The sequence below is a fragment of the Pseudomonas sp. St316 genome, from assembly GCF_018325905.1.
Classification (GTDB): Bacteria; Pseudomonadota; Gammaproteobacteria; order Pseudomonadales; family Pseudomonadaceae; genus Aquipseudomonas.
The window spans coordinates 1,979,978-1,998,389 of record NZ_AP021901.1; the positions used below are offsets into that span (position 1 = coordinate 1,979,978).

Below are 18,412 nucleotides of genomic sequence, written 5' to 3' on the forward strand. Positions count from 1 at the left end.
TGGATGGCTTGGCGGCGGGACCGACGGCCTTGACTGACTGCAATCGGCCAGTCGATCAATGCTTGGTTCTGGTTGAATTGAGCCCTGATCGGCCGTGAGTGTTATTTCAAACCAAGCCGCTTCGCCAGTCGGTGCAGGTTAGCTACGTCCATATCCAGCATTCGAGCACAGGCAGACCATTTCCTTGCGCAATTATTCAGCGTGTTATCAATCAGCTGACGCTGGAAGTCATCCGTCGCATCCCGCAGGCCCTGTTCAACGCCGAGGAAAGATACATCCAGAGCAACAGGCGGCGCTACCATCTGCTCGGGTACTTGATTGAAATGCTGTGCTTCAAGCAGCAGCTCGTCACTTTGCTGGGTCGCGCGAGCAATGATCGTCGCCCGATAAACAGCGTGCTCCAGTTCGCGAACGTTTCCTGGCCACGTGTACTGCTTGAGCAACGACAGACAGTTGGCAGCCAAAGCCACCCGTTTCAATCCCATGCGTTCCCGGCTCTGCTCGCAGAAAAAACCCGCTAGCAACGTGATGTCCTGATCACGCTCACGCAGTGGTGGTACATGCACAGGGAATACGCTTAAACGGTGGAACAGGTCTGCACGGAACCGATTGTTCAACACCTCCTGCTTCAGATCACGATTGGTCGCGGCAAGCACCCGTACGTTGACCCGCAAGACGTTATCGTCACCAACCCGTTGCAGGTCGCCGTATTGCAGTACCCGCAACAGTTTTGCTTGCAGATTCAATGACAGTTCACCGATTTCGTCGAGAAACAGTGTGCCGTTATCAGCCATTTCGAACTTGCCGGTGCGATGATGGATTGCACCGGTAAAAGCCCCTTTGACATGGCCGAACAACTCACTTTCAGCCACTGATTCCGGTAGCGCAGCGCAGTTCAGATAAACCACAGACTGACCGGCGCGCGATGAACCTTCATGTATGGCCTTGGCGACCAGTTCTTTGCCGACTCCGGTTTCTCCAGTGATCAAGACGTTCAGGTCGGAACCTGCCACCATTTCGATCTCTCTCTTCAACTGTCGCATGACTTCGCTGAGCCCGACCATTTCGGTGCCGGGTTTGCCCGCCGGGATATTGCTGATGGAGAGAGGCGTAATTGTCTGACTTTCCAGTTGCTCCACCAGCAATGCATTGGCCAAGGCAGCAGAAGCGAGGGCTCCCACAAGTCGCAGCTCTTCGTCGCTGAAGTGATCAAACTGTGCCGGGTCCATGCCATCGATCGTCAACGCACCAATCAGTGTCTGGTCCGCGAACAACGGCAATCCGATGCAGGCATGCACTTTGAGGTCCTGCCGGTTCGGTATCAGTCCGTCATAGGGATCAGGCAAATGACTCTCTGCCGGAAAGCGCACCACGTCACCGGCGCGAGCGATGGCTTCCAGTCGCGGATGTGCATCAAGGCTGAAGCGACGCCCCAGAACATCCGGTGCCAGGCCGTCAATCGCCAGCGGACGGAACTGTCGCTGTTCATAACGCAACAAGGCAGAAGCGTCGCAACCCAGCAATTGGCGCAAGGTATTGATTAGACGTTGAAAGCGATCCTGATGGGAAATGCCGCTTTGCAACTGAATAGCGATGCGCGCCAAGGATTCAACGGACAGACTCATGTTTTGTCACTTTGACAATGATTAGTCATAAAGACAGTAAACGGGTAATGTCATATTGACAATATTTTTTTATTTGTCGTTTAAAATCAATGTCTTATTATCTGGCACGAACATTGCCATCTTCGGTGTAGAAATCATTTTTTACCGAGGTAGGTTATGTCAATTCTCGTCAAGAACAACATCCATTGGGTCGGTCAGCGCGATTGGGAAGTGCGGGACTTTCATGGCACAGAATACAAATGCCACAAAGGTAGCAGTTACAACAGCTATCTGATCCGTGAAGAAAAGACCGTGCTGATTGATACGGTTGATCACAGGTTCAGCCGGGAGTTCATACAGAACCTGGCGATGGAAATCGACCTGAACACGCTGGACTATATCGTCATCAATCATGCCGAAGAGGACCATGCAGGGGCGCTGACAGAACTGATGTCGCTGATCCCGAATACGCCGATCTATTGCACCGCCAATGGCGTGGACTCGATCAACGGTCATCACCATCATCCAGAGTGGGATTTCCACGTCGTACATACCGGCGATACCCTAAATGTCGGCAATGGCAAACAGCTGGTTTTCGTGGAAACTCCGATGCTGCATTGGCCAGACAGCATGATGACGTACATAACCGGCGATGCCGTACTGTTCAGTAACGACGCCTTTGGCCAACATTACTGCGACGAACACCTGTTTAATGATGAAGTGGATCAAAACGAACTGTTCGATCAGTGCCAACGTTACTACGCCAATATCCTCACGCCATTCAGTCGTCTGGTCATTCCTAAGATTACCGAGATCCTCGGTTTCAATCTGCCGGTCGATATGATTGCCACCGCTCATGGCGTGGTGTGGCGTGATAATCCGACGCAGATTGTGCACCGCTATCTGGAATGGGCGGCGGACTATCAGGAGGACCGCATCACATTGTTCTACGACACCATGTCGAATAACACCCGCATGATGGCCGATGCCATCGCACAAGGCATTCACGAAGTTGATCCGGGTGTGGCGGTGAAGATTTTCAACGTCTCGCGCCACGACAAGAATGAGATTCTGACCAACGTGTTCCGCTCAAAAGGTGTTCTGGTGGGCTCGTCCACCATGAACAACGTCATGATGCCGAAAGTCGCCGCCCTGCTGGAGGAAATAACCGGGCTGCGTTTTCGTAACAAAAAGGCTTCGGCGTTTGGCAGTTACGGCTGGAATGGTGGGGCGGTAGACCGCATTCAGACACGCTTGATGGACGCTGGTTTTGAAACCACATTGACGCTCAAAGCCAAGTGGCGGCCAGACGGTGACTCGCTTGAGGTTTGCCGAGCTCATGGCCGTGAAATCGCTCGGCAATGGGCGCTGCAACCATCGACGCAAGCACAAGTCGCACGATCTGCCGCAGCCACAACTGCCCAGGCAGAACCAATCGCGGACAACGGCCCGCGCATGCAGTGCAGTGTCTGCCAATGGATTTACGACCCGGCGATCGGGGAACCAATGCAGGATGTGCAGGCCGATACGGCCTGGTGTGATGTGCCTGATTACTTCCTGTGCCCGGAATGTTCACTGGGTAAATCGGTATTCGATGAGCTTGCTTCGGAGGCGAAATGAACAAGGAAATCGTCATTGTGGGCTCCGGCTTCGCTGCTCGTCAGGTGGTCAAGAACTTGCGCAGGCTCGATGCAGCGGTGCCCATTCGGCTGATTGCTGCAGACAGTTGCGATGAGTACAACAAGCCCGACCTGAGTCACGTCATCAGTCTCAATCAGACAGCGGACGACATGACTCGTCAGTCTGCGGCGGAGTTTGCCGAGATGTATCGGTTAACCCTGAATGCTGGTTGCCAGCTGACTGCAATTGATCGTGAAAACAAGCGTGTCAGCGCCGGCAGTGAGGCGTTCAGCTACGACAAACTGATTCTTGCCACGGGTGCGCAAGCCATCGTTCCGCCAATTCCCGGACGGGAGTGGATGGTGACTTTGAATAGTCAGCAAGAATACCGTCATGCACAACACGCTCTGAGAGCGGCAGAGCGCGTACTGATTCTGGGAGCCGGCTTGATTGGCAGTGAACTGGCAATGGATGTCAATCGTGCCGGAAAGCAAGTGGTACTGATGGATAAGTCCTGCAGCCTGCTGGCATCGTTGCTGCCTGTTGAGGTGAGTAGCCGCTTGCAGCATCGGTTATGCCAGATGGGGGTGGAAATGGTGTTCAACCAGGCTTTGGAATCCATTGAAAAGAGAGACGATAGCCTGTTGGCGACTTTGTCCAATGGCCGGCAAATCACCACCGATGTGATCATTGCCTCAATCGGATTGAAACCTGATACGACGTTAGCGGCGCAGGCTGGCCTACGGGTTGATCGTGGCATTGAAGTTGATGAACGCATGTGCACCTCTGACCCACACATATTTGCCGTTGGCGATTGCGCGCAAATCCAGGGCAAGCTGCTGCCGTTTCTACAACCCATTCAGTTAAGCGCCATGACCCTGGCGAGTAATGTGCTGGGTGGCGATGAGCAAGTGAAGTTCCCGGCGATGCTGGTGAAGATCAAGACCCCGGAAATGCCGCTGCACCTGGCCGGAGAAACCAACCGGAAGGACTTGCAATGGCAGATCAACCTTGAGGCACAGGGGCTGGTAGCCAAAGGGCTGGACATGGCAGGGCAGCTGCGGGCGTTTGTCGTCAGTGAAGACCAAATGAAGCAGGCCTTTACATTACTACGGCAACTCTCGTTGTAAATAAAATTGGCAGGGCTCACCCGGATCGACCAATCGCGCTGAGTGTTTTGTTCTTCCTAGACTTATTATCGACGTCAAGTCTGCAATCGCCAGATCGGCTTTGAGTAATTGACGTTAGACCGTCTTGCCGAACAAAAGCCGGACTTGTGTGATCGCGACTTGTATATCATGCAACCGGCCTTGACCTGCGTTGGCATGGTTTACTATCAAGAGTTCCCGAGCAAAATGCAGCTGTACCGCTTGATGTGGGCCTCGTCAGCCTTCGAAAACAGGAGAGCACAGTTCTAGGCCTAGGCTAGGCCGAACGGGTTGCGTTTCGTGCCGGGGGTGGCAGAAGGCGCGGATGGAGCAGCAGGTTCTTGTTTGGTTCGGTGGGTTCCGAGTTTCATCATCACCCTAGCCGCTCAATTCCTCAATCGTTGAGCCAGCGCAGCGCCATAAAGTTCTGTGTACTCATCGAACACGAGCCGCGCCCACTGGTTTTGGGAATGTATTGAGGTTGGGCGCGGTCAGGCGTTGCATCATGTTATTTACCGTTCTGGTAGGCTCACCGTTCGTAACGGCGGCGCGCGTTCGTCCAATTGGCTACGGATGTAATCCAGTAGCGCAGCTTGGAATAAACCCCTTTTTGACCGTTGAAGTACTTTAAAAACAAGTCCAAAATTAAGTCTTTTCCTGCTCCGGCAAGAAAAGAAACCCCTTATATTTCAATGGGTCGGACGCCAGATACGAGTCTCGTTTCCCGCTCCAATTATTTTGCTATAGACTTCCATTGAAGTATGTAGAGATCAAAAAAAGAGGCTTAGGTCTCTTTTTTAGTTCCAGTAAAGTCTATTCTGTTACATTGGCATCCGCGATTTTTTAGTACATTTTTTAGTACATCAATTCGACGCTTGGTAAATCAGTTTTTAGAGCTGCTTGGCACTCTGATGGCTGTACAACACTCCTTCATTCATATGAGTGGAGTTAGTACAATGGTTCTTACCGATACGGCGGTCCGGCACGCCAAACCTAGCGCAAAAAACTACACCCTTTCTGACTTTGACGGCCTTGCGCTTTTCGTGAATACGAAGGGCACCAAGAGCTGGCACTTCCGTTTTTCTTGGGCGGGCAAACAGCCTCGTATTTCGCTCGGTACTTATCCTGAAATAGGTCTACGCGATGCTCGCGTTCTGCGTGATATCGCCAGGGCGCTGATCGCGAAGGGTATCGATCCCCGCGATCAGCGACGCCTTGAGCGCAATGCCAAGCTGTTGACCTGCAAAGCGCCTCCTGAGCATCGTTTTAGCGTTGATGTGTTGCAAATCCTCGGTCCTTGAGGGAGGGGCGCGGCATCATCCGAAGGCGTGCCTCTTAACCCTATTTATGCCTCGGGATGAGTGAAGGGTCGGACAGGTGCATTCTGCCGTCCAGGTTAGCCAGCCACTACACCTGGTTGATTTGTCCAGCGTGCCCCTGCGTAGGTTGGGCGTCACCAGCAAGCAATTGATCGACACTGAGAAAGATCAATGCCCCGCGTCGCGCAAATGGGCAGAGGCGACCCTCCGTCAATACCCTGATGTGCAATGGCTGTCGTGGGTGTCGGGACAAGATGACTCGGCACGTGCGGTGGTGCTTTTCGGTGACCGGATTTCTGAGGGTGCGTTCCATCCGCAGGGGGGCGTCACGCAGCTTGACTGAGGATTCGGCTGTGTTCGACACGGTGCTAGATTTGGCGGACCTGATCGGTCGTCATCATCGCGGGAAAAACTGAGCCAAAATGACCGAGCAGCGCCCCTTGAATTCGCTCTCTAAGGCCGAACTTGGTGCCAATCGCAGCATCGCGCAGCAGATTTTTATCGGGCATAAGAATTTCTCGCCCGCGGTTCACCGGCAGGCAGGTAAGAAGAGGTGCGGGCGCGCTAATACCGTGCAGTGCGATTATAGTTCAATAAAAAGTTCGATTTCCTTACTTTCCTAATAAAATAAGGAGTAAAAGATACAAATAATCCCCAAGGCCACGACAGATGTATTTAAAACAACGAAGGCGAGTGTTTTGGGAATGGTCCGATAGCGAGCTTCACAATCGTTGTCACGATGGCTTGCTCTCAGACGGTGGGCAGATTGATGTGCAGGTGCGGACTTCCCGCACCGGGGCGGTTCAATTGTTTGTTGGTGCCTACGACGGAGAAGGTTCGATGCTTTTTGAGGAGTACTACAAGGAGCGGCCGGGGGAGTCGATGAGTACAGCGCTAGCGTTCGGTGTAGGGAGGGCAATGACTCTCACGTCGACGAAGCTGTTACCCCTTCCATCTACGGCTCGACTGGGTATTTATCGCAAGGCTTGATGCCTAAAATTCCTCAATGTAGCCCTGTAGATTACTTAGGCCATGTGGAGCGGCGGGCCCCGAGCTGGAAGGCGCCTGGAACTGGAGCAGCGTCTGTCGGCCAACGAACAGACCCATTAAGGAACTGAGCGATGCACAACGAATCAGGCTCGTCTACGTGACCGCCTTGCCACTTCTGGCCGGCAGCTGTCAGTCCTCCTCGAGAATTCAGTCGACGGCTGCTCAGTGCCTACCGCCACCGACGCCGTGATTCATGGAGGAGCAGAGCCCAACTCGCCCCGGCGCATGCTCGACGAATTATCGATATCACCGACGACGGTGACCGAACTGTAATTAAATTGAGATCGTAGTCTGCTCACAGCGCCACTATGCTACGCGACTTCTTGCGGTTTCCAACGCATGTCTTGAACGAGTCCGCTCGCAGCACCTGAATGCCAAGATCGTGTCCTTAGGCTTCTCACCCCAGCGCCATGCGCTGATCGACGGCATGGCGTACTCCACTCAAACTTACCTATGCATCCAGATGAATGGAGCTTAGGCTAGAGCTAGGGTTATCACGACTATGCTAGAATTAGATAACGTAGATAACTGGAGAGGAGATTTCCATGAGCGTTACAGAGCAGTCGGGCGTCTCCACCTTGATCGGTACGCCTAAGGAGGCTCGGGCCAGCTTGAGCCGCTCGCATGCGGACCGAGTGCTGGTCGTGTCCTTCGATCAGGTCAACCTCAGCGTATTTGAGGTGTTGGCGGAAAACTTCGCCAATGTGGCTTCTTCGATGTACGAGGTGCTGCAGGAGCGTCAGGACCCGAAGTCGCTAGAGCGACTGGCCGAGGTGTTTGTGACGCGTAAGCCGCCTTCGCCTCGCTTGCTCAAGGAAGCGGCAATGCTGGTACAGGCCCGCAAAGCGGTGTTGGAAAGCGGTGACTGGCTGACCGCCGCAGACATCGCCCAAGTGGCACAGTTGAGTACACGAAACCCGAGTGCCCAGCCCAACAAATGGAAAAAGCAGGGGCAGATCTTTGCCATCAGTCACGGTGGGGTCGATTATTTCCCTGGCTACGGCTTGGACCCGGACGCGGGCTATCGGCCGTTCAAGGCGCTGGCCAAAATCATTGAGGCTTTCGCTGGCCACAAGGACGGCTGGGGGATGGCTTACTGGTTTCGCTCCGATAATAGTTTTCTGGGAGGCAAAAGACCTCAGGACTTGTTGGCATCGGCGCCTGATCGGGTGATTGCTGCAGCACTGGATGAAATCCAAGGTATTGTCCATGGCTAAGCAGCGTACCGAGTCCAGTGAGGGTAGGGCGACGCCTCCCACGGATTTGGCGGCGTCCGTTACCCCAGTGCCTGCGGCTACGTTGCACGTCACTTTCACCGTGATCGCCAAAGGCGATGTGTTTCACCGTGTGCACCAGGATAAGTATCAGCCTGATCAATTCAATCCTGGTGTGCACGGCAACGCACGCTTCAGCCCGATCCAGGATAATCAGGGGCGGGCGATTCCCACCTTGTATGGCGGCACGACAGTCGATTGCGCCTTGATGGAGACCGTCTTCCACGACGTTCCCCATACGGCTGGGTTTAAGAGCTTCGACAAAGGCAAGCTAACTGGACAGGTGCATTCTGCCGTCCAGGTTAGCCAACCGCTGCGCCTGGTTGATCTGTCCAGCGTGCCCCTGCGGAAACTGGGCATCACGCGCAAACAATTGATCGACACTGAGAAAGATCAATATCCTGCGACGCGCAAATGGGCCGAGGCAATCCACCGTCAGTGTCCAGATGCCCAAGGGCTGACTTGGGTGTCGCGACAGGATGATTCGGCGCGTGCGGTGGTGCTCTTCGGTGACCGTATTCCTGACGGCGCACTCCACCCGCAGGGGGCGTCGCGCAGCTTGTCCGGCGATTCGACTGTGTTCGACACGGTGCTCAATCTGGCAGAGCGGATTGGGGTCGTTATCATCCCGGGAAAAAGCTGAGTCAAAATGGCCGAACAGTGGCCCCTGGGATCCTCTCTCTGAGGCTGGAGTTGCCACCAGTCATTAGATCTTGCCGAAGACGGCGAGTTTTTATGGGGGGCATTAATGGTGATTTCCGTACAAGTTTTACGTGGTGTCGACGGCCAGACACGTCTCGCCTACCTCCCAAGGAAGGGGGGCTTGCCACGGAGCGCAGCAACAACGATGGCTGGCTCCGTGCTGGCCTTACGCGGAGCTCGTTATGATCGCCAACCAACCGATGAATGATGAACTGGTGAGCCGGCTGGAAGAAAAAATTCCAGCCATGGTGAAAGGCGCGATCAAAGCTGCTTATATCAATACGCTGGCGGCCGGACTCAGCGTGATGGAAATCAGAGATGGCATGCTCGTTGAAACAACGGCCGATGGTCCGCACACGGTTATTCGGATGGCCAAGCCCAAGCATAAGGTCGCTTCGGGCAGGATTATCAAGGTGCGCCACCTTTTCATAACGCGAGGCTGAGAGGATCCCTATCTTCACGATGTCGCCGCGCAGCGCGCGGGAAATCTGCACATCCGTCATGTCAGTCTTTGTCCTTTGCGCGAAAAATCGCCAAGCTCGCCATCGCATGGGCGGTTAAATCAGTGACCTTGGGTTCTCAGCTTAGCCAAGCCCTGCTTGATGTGTCCGGCGTTCTCTCCGATGGTGTGAAGTGCACCTCGGACGTTAGCACCAATCTCCGTTGCACCTTGGTCTTCTACCTTCAAGGTCAGCTCCATCACCGCGGCCTCCAAGGCGAGCTGATTTTGGTACAGCCGCTCAAGAACATCAGAAAGTGAATATTCGCTGGGCATTGTTTTGGCTCCAATCGAGGACTCAAGAGCGTAGCAGCGGAAGGGGCGGAAACAAAAGGGCGGACGAGGGAAGCGCGTACCTGTTGATATCGAGCGACAGTAATCGGCCTGGAAGGTAAAACGCTAAATCGGGTCTATAGCAGAGTCTATTTTAAGCCAGATTTCCTGCGCCGATTTGAAGCTGACTGCCGCAGACTTGGTCGATTTCGCCTACGACTTCTACAGCCTGGCGCAGAAAGATGCCTTCCGCGTGTTGTTGCACCCGGGGGCTGAACAAGCCTGGCGCGACCGTCGCCGTGTAACACGTCAGGGAGGCGTCCTGACATGGCCTTCTCGGCACGAGACAGCGATGAAGTGCTCAGCGAGATCAACGTCACGCCCTTGGGGGATGTCATATTGCTGCTGCTGGTGGTGTTCATCGTCACCGCGTCGCTGCTGACAAACGCCATCTCCGTCAACCTGCCCAAGACCGAGTCGGTACCAGTGGAGCAGAAAGACCGTTGGTGGTGAGCATTGATGACAAGGGCAAGGTCTTCATCAATAAGGACGAGATCCAGCAGATTTGCTGGAGTTGAACCTTAAAGCCGCCAAGGCGAAAAAATCTGACGTCCGCGTGCAGCTGCAGGCGGACAACGGGGTGAATTATGGCGAGGTGGCTCGGGCCATGGCGTCTATTGACCGGCGGGGATCAGCAAGTTATCAGTGATTACGGCGAAGTAGATTAAGATTCGTCAGGCACTATCCATAGTGCACTGACGTTGTCGCCGTCATCGAGGCGCTCGGCTATCGCCTTGTCCATCGCATCACGGAATGCTTGCAAGGCAGGGCGAGACGTTGATTGAGGCTCGGTATCAAATTCCTCAAGCGTACGCAGCCAGCCGGCTAACTGAGGATAACTTTTTTTCAGGTTACGCTTACCGACTACCCTGCTTAGCAGCTTTGTACACAGGTGTTGTCCTTGGGGGGTGAGTCCATGGTAAGTGACGAATTCCTGTCGATTTGTTTCCATGCGTAGGTAGCGGATATGTTCATCATAAAAATGGTAGCGGGGATGAAAAAAATGCATGGTCGCAGGGGAAGGGTAAGCTTTAGGCGATCCAGTGAAATTTCCCCAATCAGCGTCGGATTTCAATGAATTGCAATCATTGCAGGCAATCGCGAGGTTGCGCGCACGGAGCGCAAATTCTGGATAGTGCTTGCGTGGCAGAATATGTTCTATGGGGCTCGCATGTGCATTGTTTAATAGCCAACGCTTGCAATAGCAGCAACGTGGCTCTTGGCGAGCCTTCAGGCTTTTACGAAGCAGGGCCTTGAGATCCTTGCTCGGAGCATTTTTAGTATCGCCCAGGCGAGTCCAGACATGGATATCGCCACCTTTTGCCGCGATCCGCAATTCACGCAGGAGGGTCAGACGGTCCTGTCGAAGGCTCAAGCGCTTTTCGGCTCGGGAAGGTTTGAGGTCTGTGGCTTCGGCCGCTTTACCCGTCATTCAGGCAACTCCTCTTGGGCGAAGCGAAATGTCTCGGCAATCGCTTGACGAGCTTGAATGATCAATTGCCGGTCCTGCTCATATCGCTTGTCTTCGCGATTGCCGGAGTTCGTCATGATCTCCTCCATGTCATTTAGCTCATCCACCAGATTTTGTTGCTGGCTGGCGTCGATACCTTGGCTGTGATTAATTGCTCTAATTGCTTTTGCGACAAGGGCGGCACAACGTTCGGCGATTTCGCGATTGTGTGGCGTATAGGTCTCGAATCCCTCCAGTAGTATGGTCTCCACTGAATGGCGCTGCTCAGGCGGAACCGGGTGAAGCTGCTGGTTTTTGGCGAGGAAACAAGCACTGATGTCGTCCTGGGCATTGGCAATCAGTGTGGGCGAGTGCGTCGCGATGACCATTCGTGTTTCCGTTTCCCGTGCAATCAGGCTGAAACATGCCGGCAGCAATTGCTGCCATCGGACGTGCAGACTGATTTCTGGTTCGTCGATGAGTAGAACCTTTCCAGGGCCGGCGCCCGCCATGATCTTTCCGAGCAACAGCAAGACTTGTTGTTCCCCGGAGCTCAGCTCGTTGAATTTCACCAAATGGGAACTGCCTTGCCGGGACAAGGCGAGCGTGTCGTGGTTAGTTGGCGCGGAGGCCTGAAACGCTTCCGCCAGAGGCATAACACGATCGATCACATAGTCGGGGACTAGAAATTTGTTGAAAAGCTCGATTGGGGCGAGGTAGACCCGGCCTTTCAGACCCAGGAGTTCCAATGCTTTTTCGAATAGCTGAATACGGTCGTGGAGAGCAAAAGTCTCTTTTAGGAAAGCGAGCAGTTTTTTTTCGGTATTTTGTATGGAACTGCCTTTCGTCGTTCTGTCGCCCATGTAGCGGTAGGTATTTTTGTCGCCGGTCAGGGGGAAGCGATCCGTGCTTCCACTGGCAATCACGGCACAGCCCGTTTGCTTATTTTGCAGATGGGCAGCCAAGGCGGTCAGCAATAAACTTTTACCTGCCCCGTTGTCGCCGATGATATAGGCGCAAAATGGCCCTTGGCCTACCCGCTCCAGTGCGTCTACAACCCGGTGCTTGTCCAATAGAGAAAATTTCACATCGACTGAGCTGGCGGGTGGGATCAGTCGATTCCAGGGAGTGTTTAGCACATATCTTGAGCCGTGAACGACGCAGAAACCTTCTACGTCTCGGTAATCGCTTTGAAAGTATTGGCTGAAAAGACCTTGAAGCAACCCTAGACGTGCGTGAGGAAATTGACCGATGCGAAATTTCTTGCGGGCGGCCCAGAGTTGGTACGTTGCGGACGCAAACCATGCAAGTTGTTCTGCTGTGATACCGGGGAAATGGTCAAGCAGTTTTCGCGTATCGATGCATAGCGTTTTCGTGCCGTGATGCTTGTCGCTGTTCAATAGCCAGGCGCGAAGCGGAGCAGGTTTGCCTTTTACGTTGTAGCTGGTGAATGAAAAAACGGCCTCCAGAAGATCGTCATCCCGCAGTATGTCTTTGAGCTCGTTTGGCGTCTCACGCTCTGACCCGCCGCTGGGTTTGAACAGCACCAGCAAACGCCCTGTCAACTTACCGGACTGGAGGTGCTGGTGCACTGCCTGGAGTGGCGCCGCTTGAGTTGTGGAAAGATCAAGTAGAGTCAGGTGTTCACTTTCGAAGTCATCCAGGCCGTACCCGAGCAGCTGGGCGTTAATCTGATGCACCGCCAGCCTGAGTCGCATTAGGTCCTGGCGGCGATTTTGGGCCGAGGTGTAGCGGTATGGTCGAGGAACTTTTTCCAGGTGTGAGTGAACGATAAAAGGTTCACCGCTGTACCCTTGCAGCTCGATCAAATCCTGGTTATGGGCCAGGCCGCTGGCCAAGGCTGCGCTGATTTCTGCGTGTCTGCGGTCGACACCGGCTTGGGCGATGATGCGATAGAACAAGGTATCGAAGAGCGCGAGGTGTTCATCTGGGTGTAGTCCTATTAGCGCATCTGTTATCAAATGCGATAGATGTTCGTGAATACTGCTATGTCGAGCCGACAGTTCGTCACCGCGGTCACAGTAGTCCATCAGCATTTGCGCGCGATCGTCCAGATCGCGGTCAGCCGCCCAAGACCTATTCGCTCGTTCGTGACGCCATTTGTCGTTGTTCCAATCCACCATGTGAACGGCGAGCCAATAAAGCAGCAGTTCCTGAAAATCCAATTTTGTCATATCTTTATCAAGCTGACGATCCGTGGATGCTTTGAGTAGCCTGTTCAGCCAGATGACACTTTCGTCCATGATGGAATACCGAAAATTGATAAGGGGATAGATTTTCAATCAGCTCCGATGAGACGCGGGAGCGTGCAAAAATCAATAGGGCGAGTTTATTGGTTCTCAGTCAGTTGCCTACGTGGTTGATGACGCTAACTTGTCTTCATCTCGGCGATCGTCATTCTCAAATCGCATCAGCAGCTTCATCTTTTCAGTGATCACTTCGATAATCGTCTGCTCATCGAACGTCTCCAGTTGCCATTCGAATCCGATGACAGACTTGCCTTCGGTCCATGGTTGCCGGCTGGGGCGTATGAAATGCTTGCGTGCCTGCTCCATGAGGTTTGTGTCGGCATCGCATAAATAAACACGTATGAAGGGTTTTAACGTTGATTGACTGCAATCCAGGTAGAGGAGAACGTCCGACCAGTTCTCCCAATCATTGCAGGCGTAGCGCAGAACCGGGCCATCAACCCAGTTTTGCCGTCGCGTATAAGGTACGTAGTCAGGGATTTCGGCTTGGAGATTGCCGAGGATCTTGCTGTTCAACGCTTCCAGGGCCTTATCGCGCAGCTTGTTCAAGGCGTTAATTTGGGGGAGGTGATCAAAGATAAATCCAACGCTGTCCGTGTCCATAGCCTGCTCAATAGTAAGATTTTCTAAGTGCAACACGAACTCTCCCACCAGTACTCGCCATTTATCCATTGGCTCAAGTAGGGAGTAACAAGATAGTTCTTCACGTAACTTATTGATAAATAACACGTAGCTCAAGCCAATCCAGTTAACGTCTGGGCTGCGTCCTGATGGAGACAGCACGACGAGAATAGGATGGCTAGAACTTCCGTACGCAAGCGCTTTAGCGTGGAGCTCATAATCGGCAAACGGATTGACTTGGCCATGGAATATCTTGTTTTCCAGAACCAAGATCCATTCCTTCCCCTGAAGGAGTAGATCGATCCGGTTGCCATTGCTGGTCATTACCTCTCGCTCGGGCGGAGAACGAAGCGCAGTAGAGGGCAATGGTTCCTGGCCTATACAACTCAGCAAGACTCGAAGGAAGCAATCGCCAAAGCCATGTATCTGAGTGGGATCGAGGAAGAATGCCAGCAAATCACTCGTAGGATTTTCGTAATAGCCCCTTCCGCCAAGAGCAAAGATGCTGGGCTCGTAGGTGGGTTGTCGATGCTGTTGAGCTTGCGCTAACAAAGCTCGAGCCTGTTCCTGGTTCATCGCGTCTCCTGAGTTGAACCCTTTCTCCTCGGTAGAGGCTGCCTCAATGGCATAGTGATATCAAGTGGTGAATGAAGCGGCGTGACGGTTTGCCTTAAAGCCTATGCAGGATGCGTGTGTACCCTTCATGGCTGACGGTCGTGGGGGCTTGAGGCGGGACTGGTGGGAGCAGCCTGTGACGGTTGGAGGTGCACGATCAGTCGAGCTTCGCTGTCCCCATGGTGGCACAGCGAACGCTGTATCATCCTGAAATCGATACCACCGGCAATTTCATTGACGACCACCGAGCCGGGCCATGCTGGTCTGCAACAACATCGACATGCTTTTCAACGCCGCCATGGAAGCGGGCATTGCCTGCCTGCAGGAATTTTCCGTCAAGGAGGCCCTTGAGTCTGGAGAATTGCGGGCCGTGCTTACCCAGGAGGTAACCCGCACAATTCACTTTAGCGTGCTGTGGCCGCCGAATCGCTTTATCACGCCCACGCTGCGCTGTTTTGTGGATTTCATTTCTTTGCACATTTGAGGGGAGGGCGGCGTGGGGCGATGGATGTACAAAATCTGCCCCAGGTGCCGGGAGCCTTTCCAGTGGATTTCAGCACGTGTACTGCGATAGCGCTGTTTCGAGTTGCTCGCGGACATGACAGCGAAGGTACTCGGGCGACACGACTTCGACGTCTGCGGCATTGCTCATCAGGAATAATCTAAGCCCCTGAGTGTCGAGCAATTCACAACGCAGCAACCATCCGTTGCCATCTCTTTCGACCCGTTGATTCGCCGCAAGCGCGTTTTCCGTAAGGCGATTGTGAAGGTTCTCCTTCAACCGCAACACCAACTCTATCGTCTCGTTCGCGTGGACAGAAATTAGGTCTCGCTGAACCTCGATGGAGCGAACGTCATAGCCTTCAGGTTCTTGGATAGCATCCCTCGCCACCCGCACGTCCACCATCCGATGCAACATCAGCGCACAGGTTTTACCAATCCCGTTGCTGCTGTACTTTCCTCTTGGCAAGCCAGGATCGGGCGCCTCTCCATGCCAGGTCTCCTTTGCTACAAATGCTGACAGGTAGATGTTGCTGTCCTGGTACGCGAGCGCGAGCGGTTTCAGAAGGTAGGAGCACTCCACGCCGTTGGCATCTCGAGGTCTATAACGCACGGTCAGGCTATGATCGTCGATCATTGCACCTTGTATGAGCTTGAGGTGCTCATGGTCATGTTGCCCATGCTCCAGCACCGTGAACCGCGTGCCAGTGATGATGCGACCCTCGGCGACTAAATGCCGGGCTGATCGAGACTTCAGCTCCCAGGCCGCGTACTCGCGCAGCTTTGTAAGCTCTTTCGTGTCCATCCAGAAACCGAAGCGTTCAGCATGTTGGAAAATAGCGCTAAGGGTCATCGATTCTTGCGGCGAAAGCGCCAAGTCAAAACTGCCCTTGCCCAATTTCCAGCGATGCGCTCTGCGTCGCTGTCCTGATTCTTCGGGTACTTTTTCTACAAACCCTTCCGCCTTCAACTCAAACAGGTCACGCCGAGTTGTCCTCGGATTGGCGGTACCGTCCGCCCATTCGAGCATCTCTTGATGCAACTCCTCGGTCGACAAAGCGCGGCCTGCACGTTGGAGAATCTTGCGCAAATATTTGCGCCGCTTTTCTCGGTGTTCAGTTTCATCTGAAATAATTCGCATAATTTTTCAACTCGGACAAACTAGTGTCTAGTAGGACTGCATCATAGCCCCGCTGGCACGCAATTGGGCGTTGAATATGCCAGCCCACAGGAGCATTCATGAACACTAAACACCCCTACGCTAAGCTTGATCACGTCCCCGAATTCATCGACTGGTTGGCGGGTCATCTTGATTCGGACACGCTCATCACGCATGAGTACGTTGATCGTCGCTCGGGAGTACGGTGGTCGTGTAACAGCCTGTACGGCGCGTTTACCTCGTATTGCTGGAATCATCCGGGTAATACCCGCCTCGCGTTCAACCCAGGGGTTAGCGCTGCCAGCAACGAAATGGCGCTGTCCGCACTGCGCGCAGACTTGATCGCTGCTGGCAGCAGCGATGCGTTGATCCTTCAGGCGTCCCTCGACGTCATGGCCTGGGGAGGTGTCACCTCCCGCAACAACGAATGGTTGAAAGCCAACAAGACTGGCCTTGCAAAGATGATTTCGGATGTCGCTACAGCATTGGTAGACAATGATCCCGACGCCCCGATTCTTCGTAATCAATCGCTGCGCTTCAATTCGGGAATGACCAAAATCTATTCGTTGCTTTGCCCTGATTTCATCATCTACGACAGCCGGGTAGCCGCTGCATTGGGATTGCTGGTGGTCAAATACTGCAATGTCAAATGCCTGACGAAAGTTCCGCCGGCGCTTAATTTCCCTTGGGCCGGGGCGAAAGGGTCGACCACTGCTCTCGCACCTAAACGCCGTAACCCAAGTATCGGAAGTCTACAGTTCAAACGCCTGCGCTCAGGGTCGCATCACGCACGTTGGAACATGCACGCCAGCTACGTGCTCAGCCAAGTGGCAAAACATCCTCTCTGTGCTGAGAGTCCTTTCCGAGTCGGTAAAACAACCCAACAAACACTTCGCAGCATCGAACAGGCTCTGTTCAGTATTGGGTATGACTTGCCGGTGAACGACTGACCACCATTGCTTTGGTGAAACGATCTCACAAGTCACCCTGCTGGAGGAGGCGAGGGGGCGTCCTGCGCCCTTGCGCCCCCACTAACTTAAATCGGAGGCCCCAATGGCCGAGATGACCTCGCTGCAACTCATGATTGTCGAGTTGGCGAAAAGCGGTATTAGTTCGTCGGCGCTCAAATCTGCTGTCCTATGCGTTCACCCACACCTGAACGATGGTGCTTACTTGGGGGAATTGGCCACCTTGCAAGTCGAAGGCCGGCTTGTTGGTGAAGAGGCGGAGGGCGCTTGGTTTTTCACTTCTTTCATCGACGACGTGGTCGCTGACCGGGTACCTGAGTACAGCCCGGAGTTCGCCGAAATGATTGTGGCCGCGGATTGTGGCAACTGGACCGAATTGGACCCGAATGAACTCATAGCGCAGTTGGATGAAATGCTCAGAAAGGCAAACGCCCGGCGTTCGGGAAAAGCGTAGCGTTGGATTCACAGAGCTCCGTTGTTGTCTTCGCCCTGACAACGCACAGAATAATGGAGTGACAACGCTCCAGTCACCATCGGGATATCTTAAGAATGGAGTGACAGCGCTCCAGTTAGGCCTGTTGCTACGCTAAAAATATTACTAAAGTGCCACCATCTAATAGCGAGATGATGGCAATGAATATCCTCACGCCTCAACCCATTCAGGTTTCGCTCGGCCAATGGTTTAGCCGCAACCTATCCTCCGTTCTCGCTGTCGCAGGTGCGCAGCGGGAAACGCAACACGATGCCGACGGCCCCGGGCCCTTGTCCGCAGTGAAGATCCAGCAGCGAACCGGCATCGCTCGTAGCACGCTGCGGGCCCTGAAATCACCAGCGCAAGGTAGCGATGCCAACCCGGACCTGAGCACTATCGAGCGTCTTGCCCAGGCTCTGGGGTACCACCTGCTTTTCTGTTGATGCGGCCCCAGGACTGGGCACTGCTGGCCAGCGCGATCGGCAACAGTGGCGATTACTTGGTTGCAGCTCACAAGTTGGAGGCCGATGAGCGGCTTCAAGAGATTAATCCGGTGGAAAAGGTCTTGCGCGAATGCAAGGTCCATCCGGATCGGCGCCCCAGTATTGTGGGTGCCTCGCCGGAAGTTGCCCGGGCCAATGCCCGCGATGAGTGGCGTAGACGCGCATGTCTCAAGCTCGATGCGCTGATGCTGCGCGAGATTTCAAAATCCGGCCCACGCAAGTGGTTGGCCGCGATAGCGGGCGCCTGGGTCAGCCAGACCACGCCACACGATCCTTCTTCTAGCGAACAATAAGGAGTGCCGGG

General features: G+C 54.0%; 18 protein-coding genes and 4 pseudogenes. 14 read left to right on the forward strand and 8 right to left on the reverse strand.

What is annotated here, in order from left to right:
- Positions 1 to 101 precede the first annotated feature (101 nt).
- The gene (gene norR / locus KI237_RS08955; protein WP_102617426.1) at positions 102 to 1,625 is read right to left on the reverse strand and encodes a nitric oxide reductase transcriptional regulator NorR; all 1,524 of its coding nucleotides are present in this window, start codon (positions 1,623 to 1,625) and stop codon (positions 102 to 104) included.
- A gap of 156 nt (positions 1,626 to 1,781) precedes the next feature.
- Here norR and norV point away from each other — a divergent pair, with 156 nt between their 5' ends.
- The 3 genes and pseudogenes from norV to KI237_RS08970 form a co-directional block, all read left to right on the forward strand.
- Entirely contained in the window at positions 1,782 to 3,224 is a 1,443-nt protein-coding gene (norV, locus tag KI237_RS08960; RefSeq protein ID WP_095021390.1) for an anaerobic nitric oxide reductase flavorubredoxin, read from the forward strand.
- A complete protein-coding gene (norW, locus tag KI237_RS08965; protein WP_025214355.1) occupies positions 3,221 to 4,354 on the forward strand; it encodes an NADH:flavorubredoxin reductase NorW in 1,134 nt (377 codons plus the stop codon). Before norV ends, norW begins: the two co-directional genes overlap by 4 nt.
- 974 nt (positions 4,355 to 5,328) lie before the next feature.
- A pseudogene (locus KI237_RS08970) lies at positions 5,329 to 5,595 on the forward strand (Arm DNA-binding domain-containing protein); the annotation flags it as partial.
- Positions 5,596 to 6,059: 464 nt separating this feature from the next.
- On the opposite strand, the gene KI237_RS08975 reads toward KI237_RS08970, so the two are convergent.
- Positions 6,060 to 6,200 carry a hypothetical protein gene (locus KI237_RS08975; protein WP_185833616.1) on the reverse strand — a complete coding sequence of 47 codons (141 nt, stop codon included), beginning with the start codon at positions 6,198 to 6,200 and terminating at the stop codon, positions 6,060 to 6,062.
- Positions 6,201 to 6,360: 160 nt separating this feature from the next.
- Between KI237_RS08975 and KI237_RS30380 the strand changes: the two genes are divergently transcribed.
- From KI237_RS30380 to KI237_RS08990, 4 genes are all read left to right on the forward strand, one after another.
- Complete coding sequence (locus KI237_RS30380) at positions 6,361 to 6,681, forward strand: hypothetical protein (RefSeq protein ID WP_013692855.1); 321 nt, start codon at positions 6,361 to 6,363, stop codon at positions 6,679 to 6,681.
- Positions 6,682 to 7,286: 605 nt separating this feature from the next.
- Complete coding sequence (locus KI237_RS08980; protein ID WP_126587314.1) at positions 7,287 to 7,958, forward strand: hypothetical protein; 672 nt, start codon at positions 7,287 to 7,289, stop codon at positions 7,956 to 7,958.
- Positions 7,951 to 8,658 carry an RES family NAD+ phosphorylase gene (locus KI237_RS08985; protein WP_126587313.1) on the forward strand — a complete coding sequence of 236 codons (708 nt, stop codon included), beginning with the start codon at positions 7,951 to 7,953 and terminating at the stop codon, positions 8,656 to 8,658. The genes KI237_RS08980 and KI237_RS08985 overlap by 8 nt, the downstream gene beginning before the upstream one ends.
- 241 nt (positions 8,659 to 8,899) lie before the next feature.
- The gene (locus tag KI237_RS08990) at positions 8,900 to 9,160 is read left to right on the forward strand and encodes a hypothetical protein (protein WP_126587312.1); all 261 of its coding nucleotides are present in this window, start codon (positions 8,900 to 8,902) and stop codon (positions 9,158 to 9,160) included.
- A 119-nt stretch (positions 9,161 to 9,279) separates the two neighbouring features.
- Here KI237_RS08990 and KI237_RS08995 read toward each other — a convergent pair whose 3' ends face one another.
- The gene (locus KI237_RS08995) at positions 9,280 to 9,492 is read right to left on the reverse strand and encodes a hypothetical protein (RefSeq protein WP_126587311.1); all 213 of its coding nucleotides are present in this window, start codon (positions 9,490 to 9,492) and stop codon (positions 9,280 to 9,282) included.
- A gap of 175 nt (positions 9,493 to 9,667) precedes the next feature.
- On the opposite strand from KI237_RS08995, the pseudogene KI237_RS09000 reads away from it, so the two are divergent.
- Both KI237_RS09000 and KI237_RS09005 read left to right on the forward strand, forming a co-directional pair.
- A pseudogene (locus KI237_RS09000) lies at positions 9,668 to 9,772 on the forward strand (MotA/TolQ/ExbB proton channel family protein); the annotation flags it as partial.
- 44 nt (positions 9,773 to 9,816) lie between these two features.
- Positions 9,817 to 10,212 (forward strand): annotated as a pseudogene (locus KI237_RS09005) (ExbD/TolR family protein).
- A gap of 1 nt (position 10,213) precedes the next feature.
- Here the strand turns inward: KI237_RS09005 and KI237_RS09010 are convergent.
- The 4 genes and pseudogenes from KI237_RS09010 to KI237_RS30930 form a co-directional block, all read right to left on the reverse strand.
- Positions 10,214 to 10,981 (reverse strand): HNH endonuclease, encoded by a 768-nt coding sequence (locus tag KI237_RS09010; protein ID WP_126587310.1) that lies wholly within the window; start codon positions 10,979 to 10,981, stop codon positions 10,214 to 10,216.
- Positions 10,978 to 13,263 carry an AAA family ATPase gene (locus tag KI237_RS09015; protein WP_126587309.1) on the reverse strand — a complete coding sequence of 762 codons (2,286 nt, stop codon included), beginning with the start codon at positions 13,261 to 13,263 and terminating at the stop codon, positions 10,978 to 10,980. The genes KI237_RS09010 and KI237_RS09015 overlap by 4 nt, the downstream gene beginning before the upstream one ends.
- Before the next feature lie 108 nt (positions 13,264 to 13,371).
- On the reverse strand, positions 13,372 to 14,466 hold the full coding sequence (locus tag KI237_RS09020; RefSeq protein WP_126587308.1) for a PD-(D/E)XK nuclease family protein: 1,095 nt from the start codon (positions 14,464 to 14,466) through the stop codon (positions 13,372 to 13,374).
- A gap of 150 nt (positions 14,467 to 14,616) precedes the next feature.
- Positions 14,617 to 14,756 (reverse strand): annotated as a pseudogene (locus KI237_RS30930) (DUF6282 family protein); the annotation flags it as partial.
- 5 nt (positions 14,757 to 14,761) lie between these two features.
- On the opposite strand from KI237_RS30930, the gene KI237_RS09025 reads away from it, so the two are divergent.
- Entirely contained in the window at positions 14,762 to 14,989 is a 228-nt protein-coding gene (locus tag KI237_RS09025; RefSeq protein WP_249410707.1) for a LysR substrate-binding domain-containing protein, read from the forward strand.
- A gap of 69 nt (positions 14,990 to 15,058) precedes the next feature.
- On the opposite strand, the gene KI237_RS09030 is transcribed toward KI237_RS09025, so the two are convergent.
- Positions 15,059 to 16,147 (reverse strand): helix-turn-helix transcriptional regulator, encoded by a 1,089-nt coding sequence (locus KI237_RS09030; protein WP_212799528.1) that lies wholly within the window; start codon positions 16,145 to 16,147, stop codon positions 15,059 to 15,061.
- 98 nt (positions 16,148 to 16,245) lie between these two features.
- Between KI237_RS09030 and KI237_RS09035 the strand changes: the two genes are divergently transcribed.
- The 4 genes from KI237_RS09035 to KI237_RS30390 all read left to right on the forward strand — a co-directional run bounded on the left by KI237_RS09035 (position 16,246) and on the right by KI237_RS30390 (position 18,401).
- A complete protein-coding gene (locus KI237_RS09035; protein ID WP_212799529.1) occupies positions 16,246 to 17,115 on the forward strand; it encodes a hypothetical protein in 870 nt (289 codons plus the stop codon).
- A gap of 103 nt (positions 17,116 to 17,218) precedes the next feature.
- Positions 17,219 to 17,587: a hypothetical protein gene (locus KI237_RS09040; protein WP_212799530.1), complete on the forward strand. Its 369-nt coding sequence runs from the start codon at positions 17,219 to 17,221 to the stop codon at positions 17,585 to 17,587.
- A gap of 179 nt (positions 17,588 to 17,766) precedes the next feature.
- Complete coding sequence (locus tag KI237_RS30385; RefSeq protein ID WP_249410708.1) at positions 17,767 to 18,048, forward strand: helix-turn-helix domain-containing protein; 282 nt, start codon at positions 17,767 to 17,769, stop codon at positions 18,046 to 18,048.
- Positions 18,045 to 18,401, forward strand: coding sequence for a hypothetical protein (locus KI237_RS30390; protein ID WP_249410709.1), 357 nt, complete (start codon positions 18,045 to 18,047; stop codon positions 18,399 to 18,401). Before KI237_RS30385 ends, KI237_RS30390 begins: the two co-directional genes overlap by 4 nt.
- The last annotated feature ends 11 nt before the right edge of the window (positions 18,402 to 18,412 follow it).

What these genes read in the sequence shown, in the direction of transcription:
- norR (WP_102617426.1), bottom strand. Translation starts at nt 1,625, where the DNA reads ATGAGTCTGTCCGTTGAATCCTTGGCGCGCATCGCTATTCAGTTGCAA.
- norV (WP_095021390.1), top strand. Translation starts at nt 1,782, where the DNA reads ATGTCAATTCTCGTCAAGAACAACATCCATTGGGTCGGTCAGCGCGAT.
- norW (WP_025214355.1), top strand. Translation starts at nt 3,221, where the DNA reads ATGAACAAGGAAATCGTCATTGTGGGCTCCGGCTTCGCTGCTCGTCAG.
- KI237_RS08975 (WP_185833616.1), bottom strand. Translation starts at nt 6,200, where the DNA reads ATGCCCGATAAAAATCTGCTGCGCGATGCTGCGATTGGCACCAAGTTC.
- KI237_RS30380 (WP_013692855.1), top strand. Translation starts at nt 6,361, where the DNA reads ATGTATTTAAAACAACGAAGGCGAGTGTTTTGGGAATGGTCCGATAGC.
- KI237_RS08980 (WP_126587314.1), top strand. Translation starts at nt 7,287, where the DNA reads ATGAGCGTTACAGAGCAGTCGGGCGTCTCCACCTTGATCGGTACGCCT.
- KI237_RS08985 (WP_126587313.1), top strand. Translation starts at nt 7,951, where the DNA reads ATGGCTAAGCAGCGTACCGAGTCCAGTGAGGGTAGGGCGACGCCTCCC.
- KI237_RS08990 (WP_126587312.1), top strand. Translation starts at nt 8,900, where the DNA reads ATGATCGCCAACCAACCGATGAATGATGAACTGGTGAGCCGGCTGGAA.
- KI237_RS08995 (WP_126587311.1), bottom strand. Translation starts at nt 9,492, where the DNA reads ATGCCCAGCGAATATTCACTTTCTGATGTTCTTGAGCGGCTGTACCAA.
- KI237_RS09010 (WP_126587310.1), bottom strand. Translation starts at nt 10,981, where the DNA reads ATGACGGGTAAAGCGGCCGAAGCCACAGACCTCAAACCTTCCCGAGCC.
- KI237_RS09015 (WP_126587309.1), bottom strand. Translation starts at nt 13,263, where the DNA reads ATGGACGAAAGTGTCATCTGGCTGAACAGGCTACTCAAAGCATCCACG.
- KI237_RS09020 (WP_126587308.1), bottom strand. Translation starts at nt 14,466, where the DNA reads ATGAACCAGGAACAGGCTCGAGCTTTGTTAGCGCAAGCTCAACAGCAT.
- KI237_RS09025 (WP_249410707.1), top strand. Translation starts at nt 14,762, where the DNA reads ATGCTGGTCTGCAACAACATCGACATGCTTTTCAACGCCGCCATGGAA.
- KI237_RS09030 (WP_212799528.1), bottom strand. Translation starts at nt 16,147, where the DNA reads ATGCGAATTATTTCAGATGAAACTGAACACCGAGAAAAGCGGCGCAAA.
- KI237_RS09035 (WP_212799529.1), top strand. Translation starts at nt 16,246, where the DNA reads ATGAACACTAAACACCCCTACGCTAAGCTTGATCACGTCCCCGAATTC.
- KI237_RS09040 (WP_212799530.1), top strand. Translation starts at nt 17,219, where the DNA reads ATGGCCGAGATGACCTCGCTGCAACTCATGATTGTCGAGTTGGCGAAA.
- KI237_RS30385 (WP_249410708.1), top strand. Translation starts at nt 17,767, where the DNA reads ATGAATATCCTCACGCCTCAACCCATTCAGGTTTCGCTCGGCCAATGG.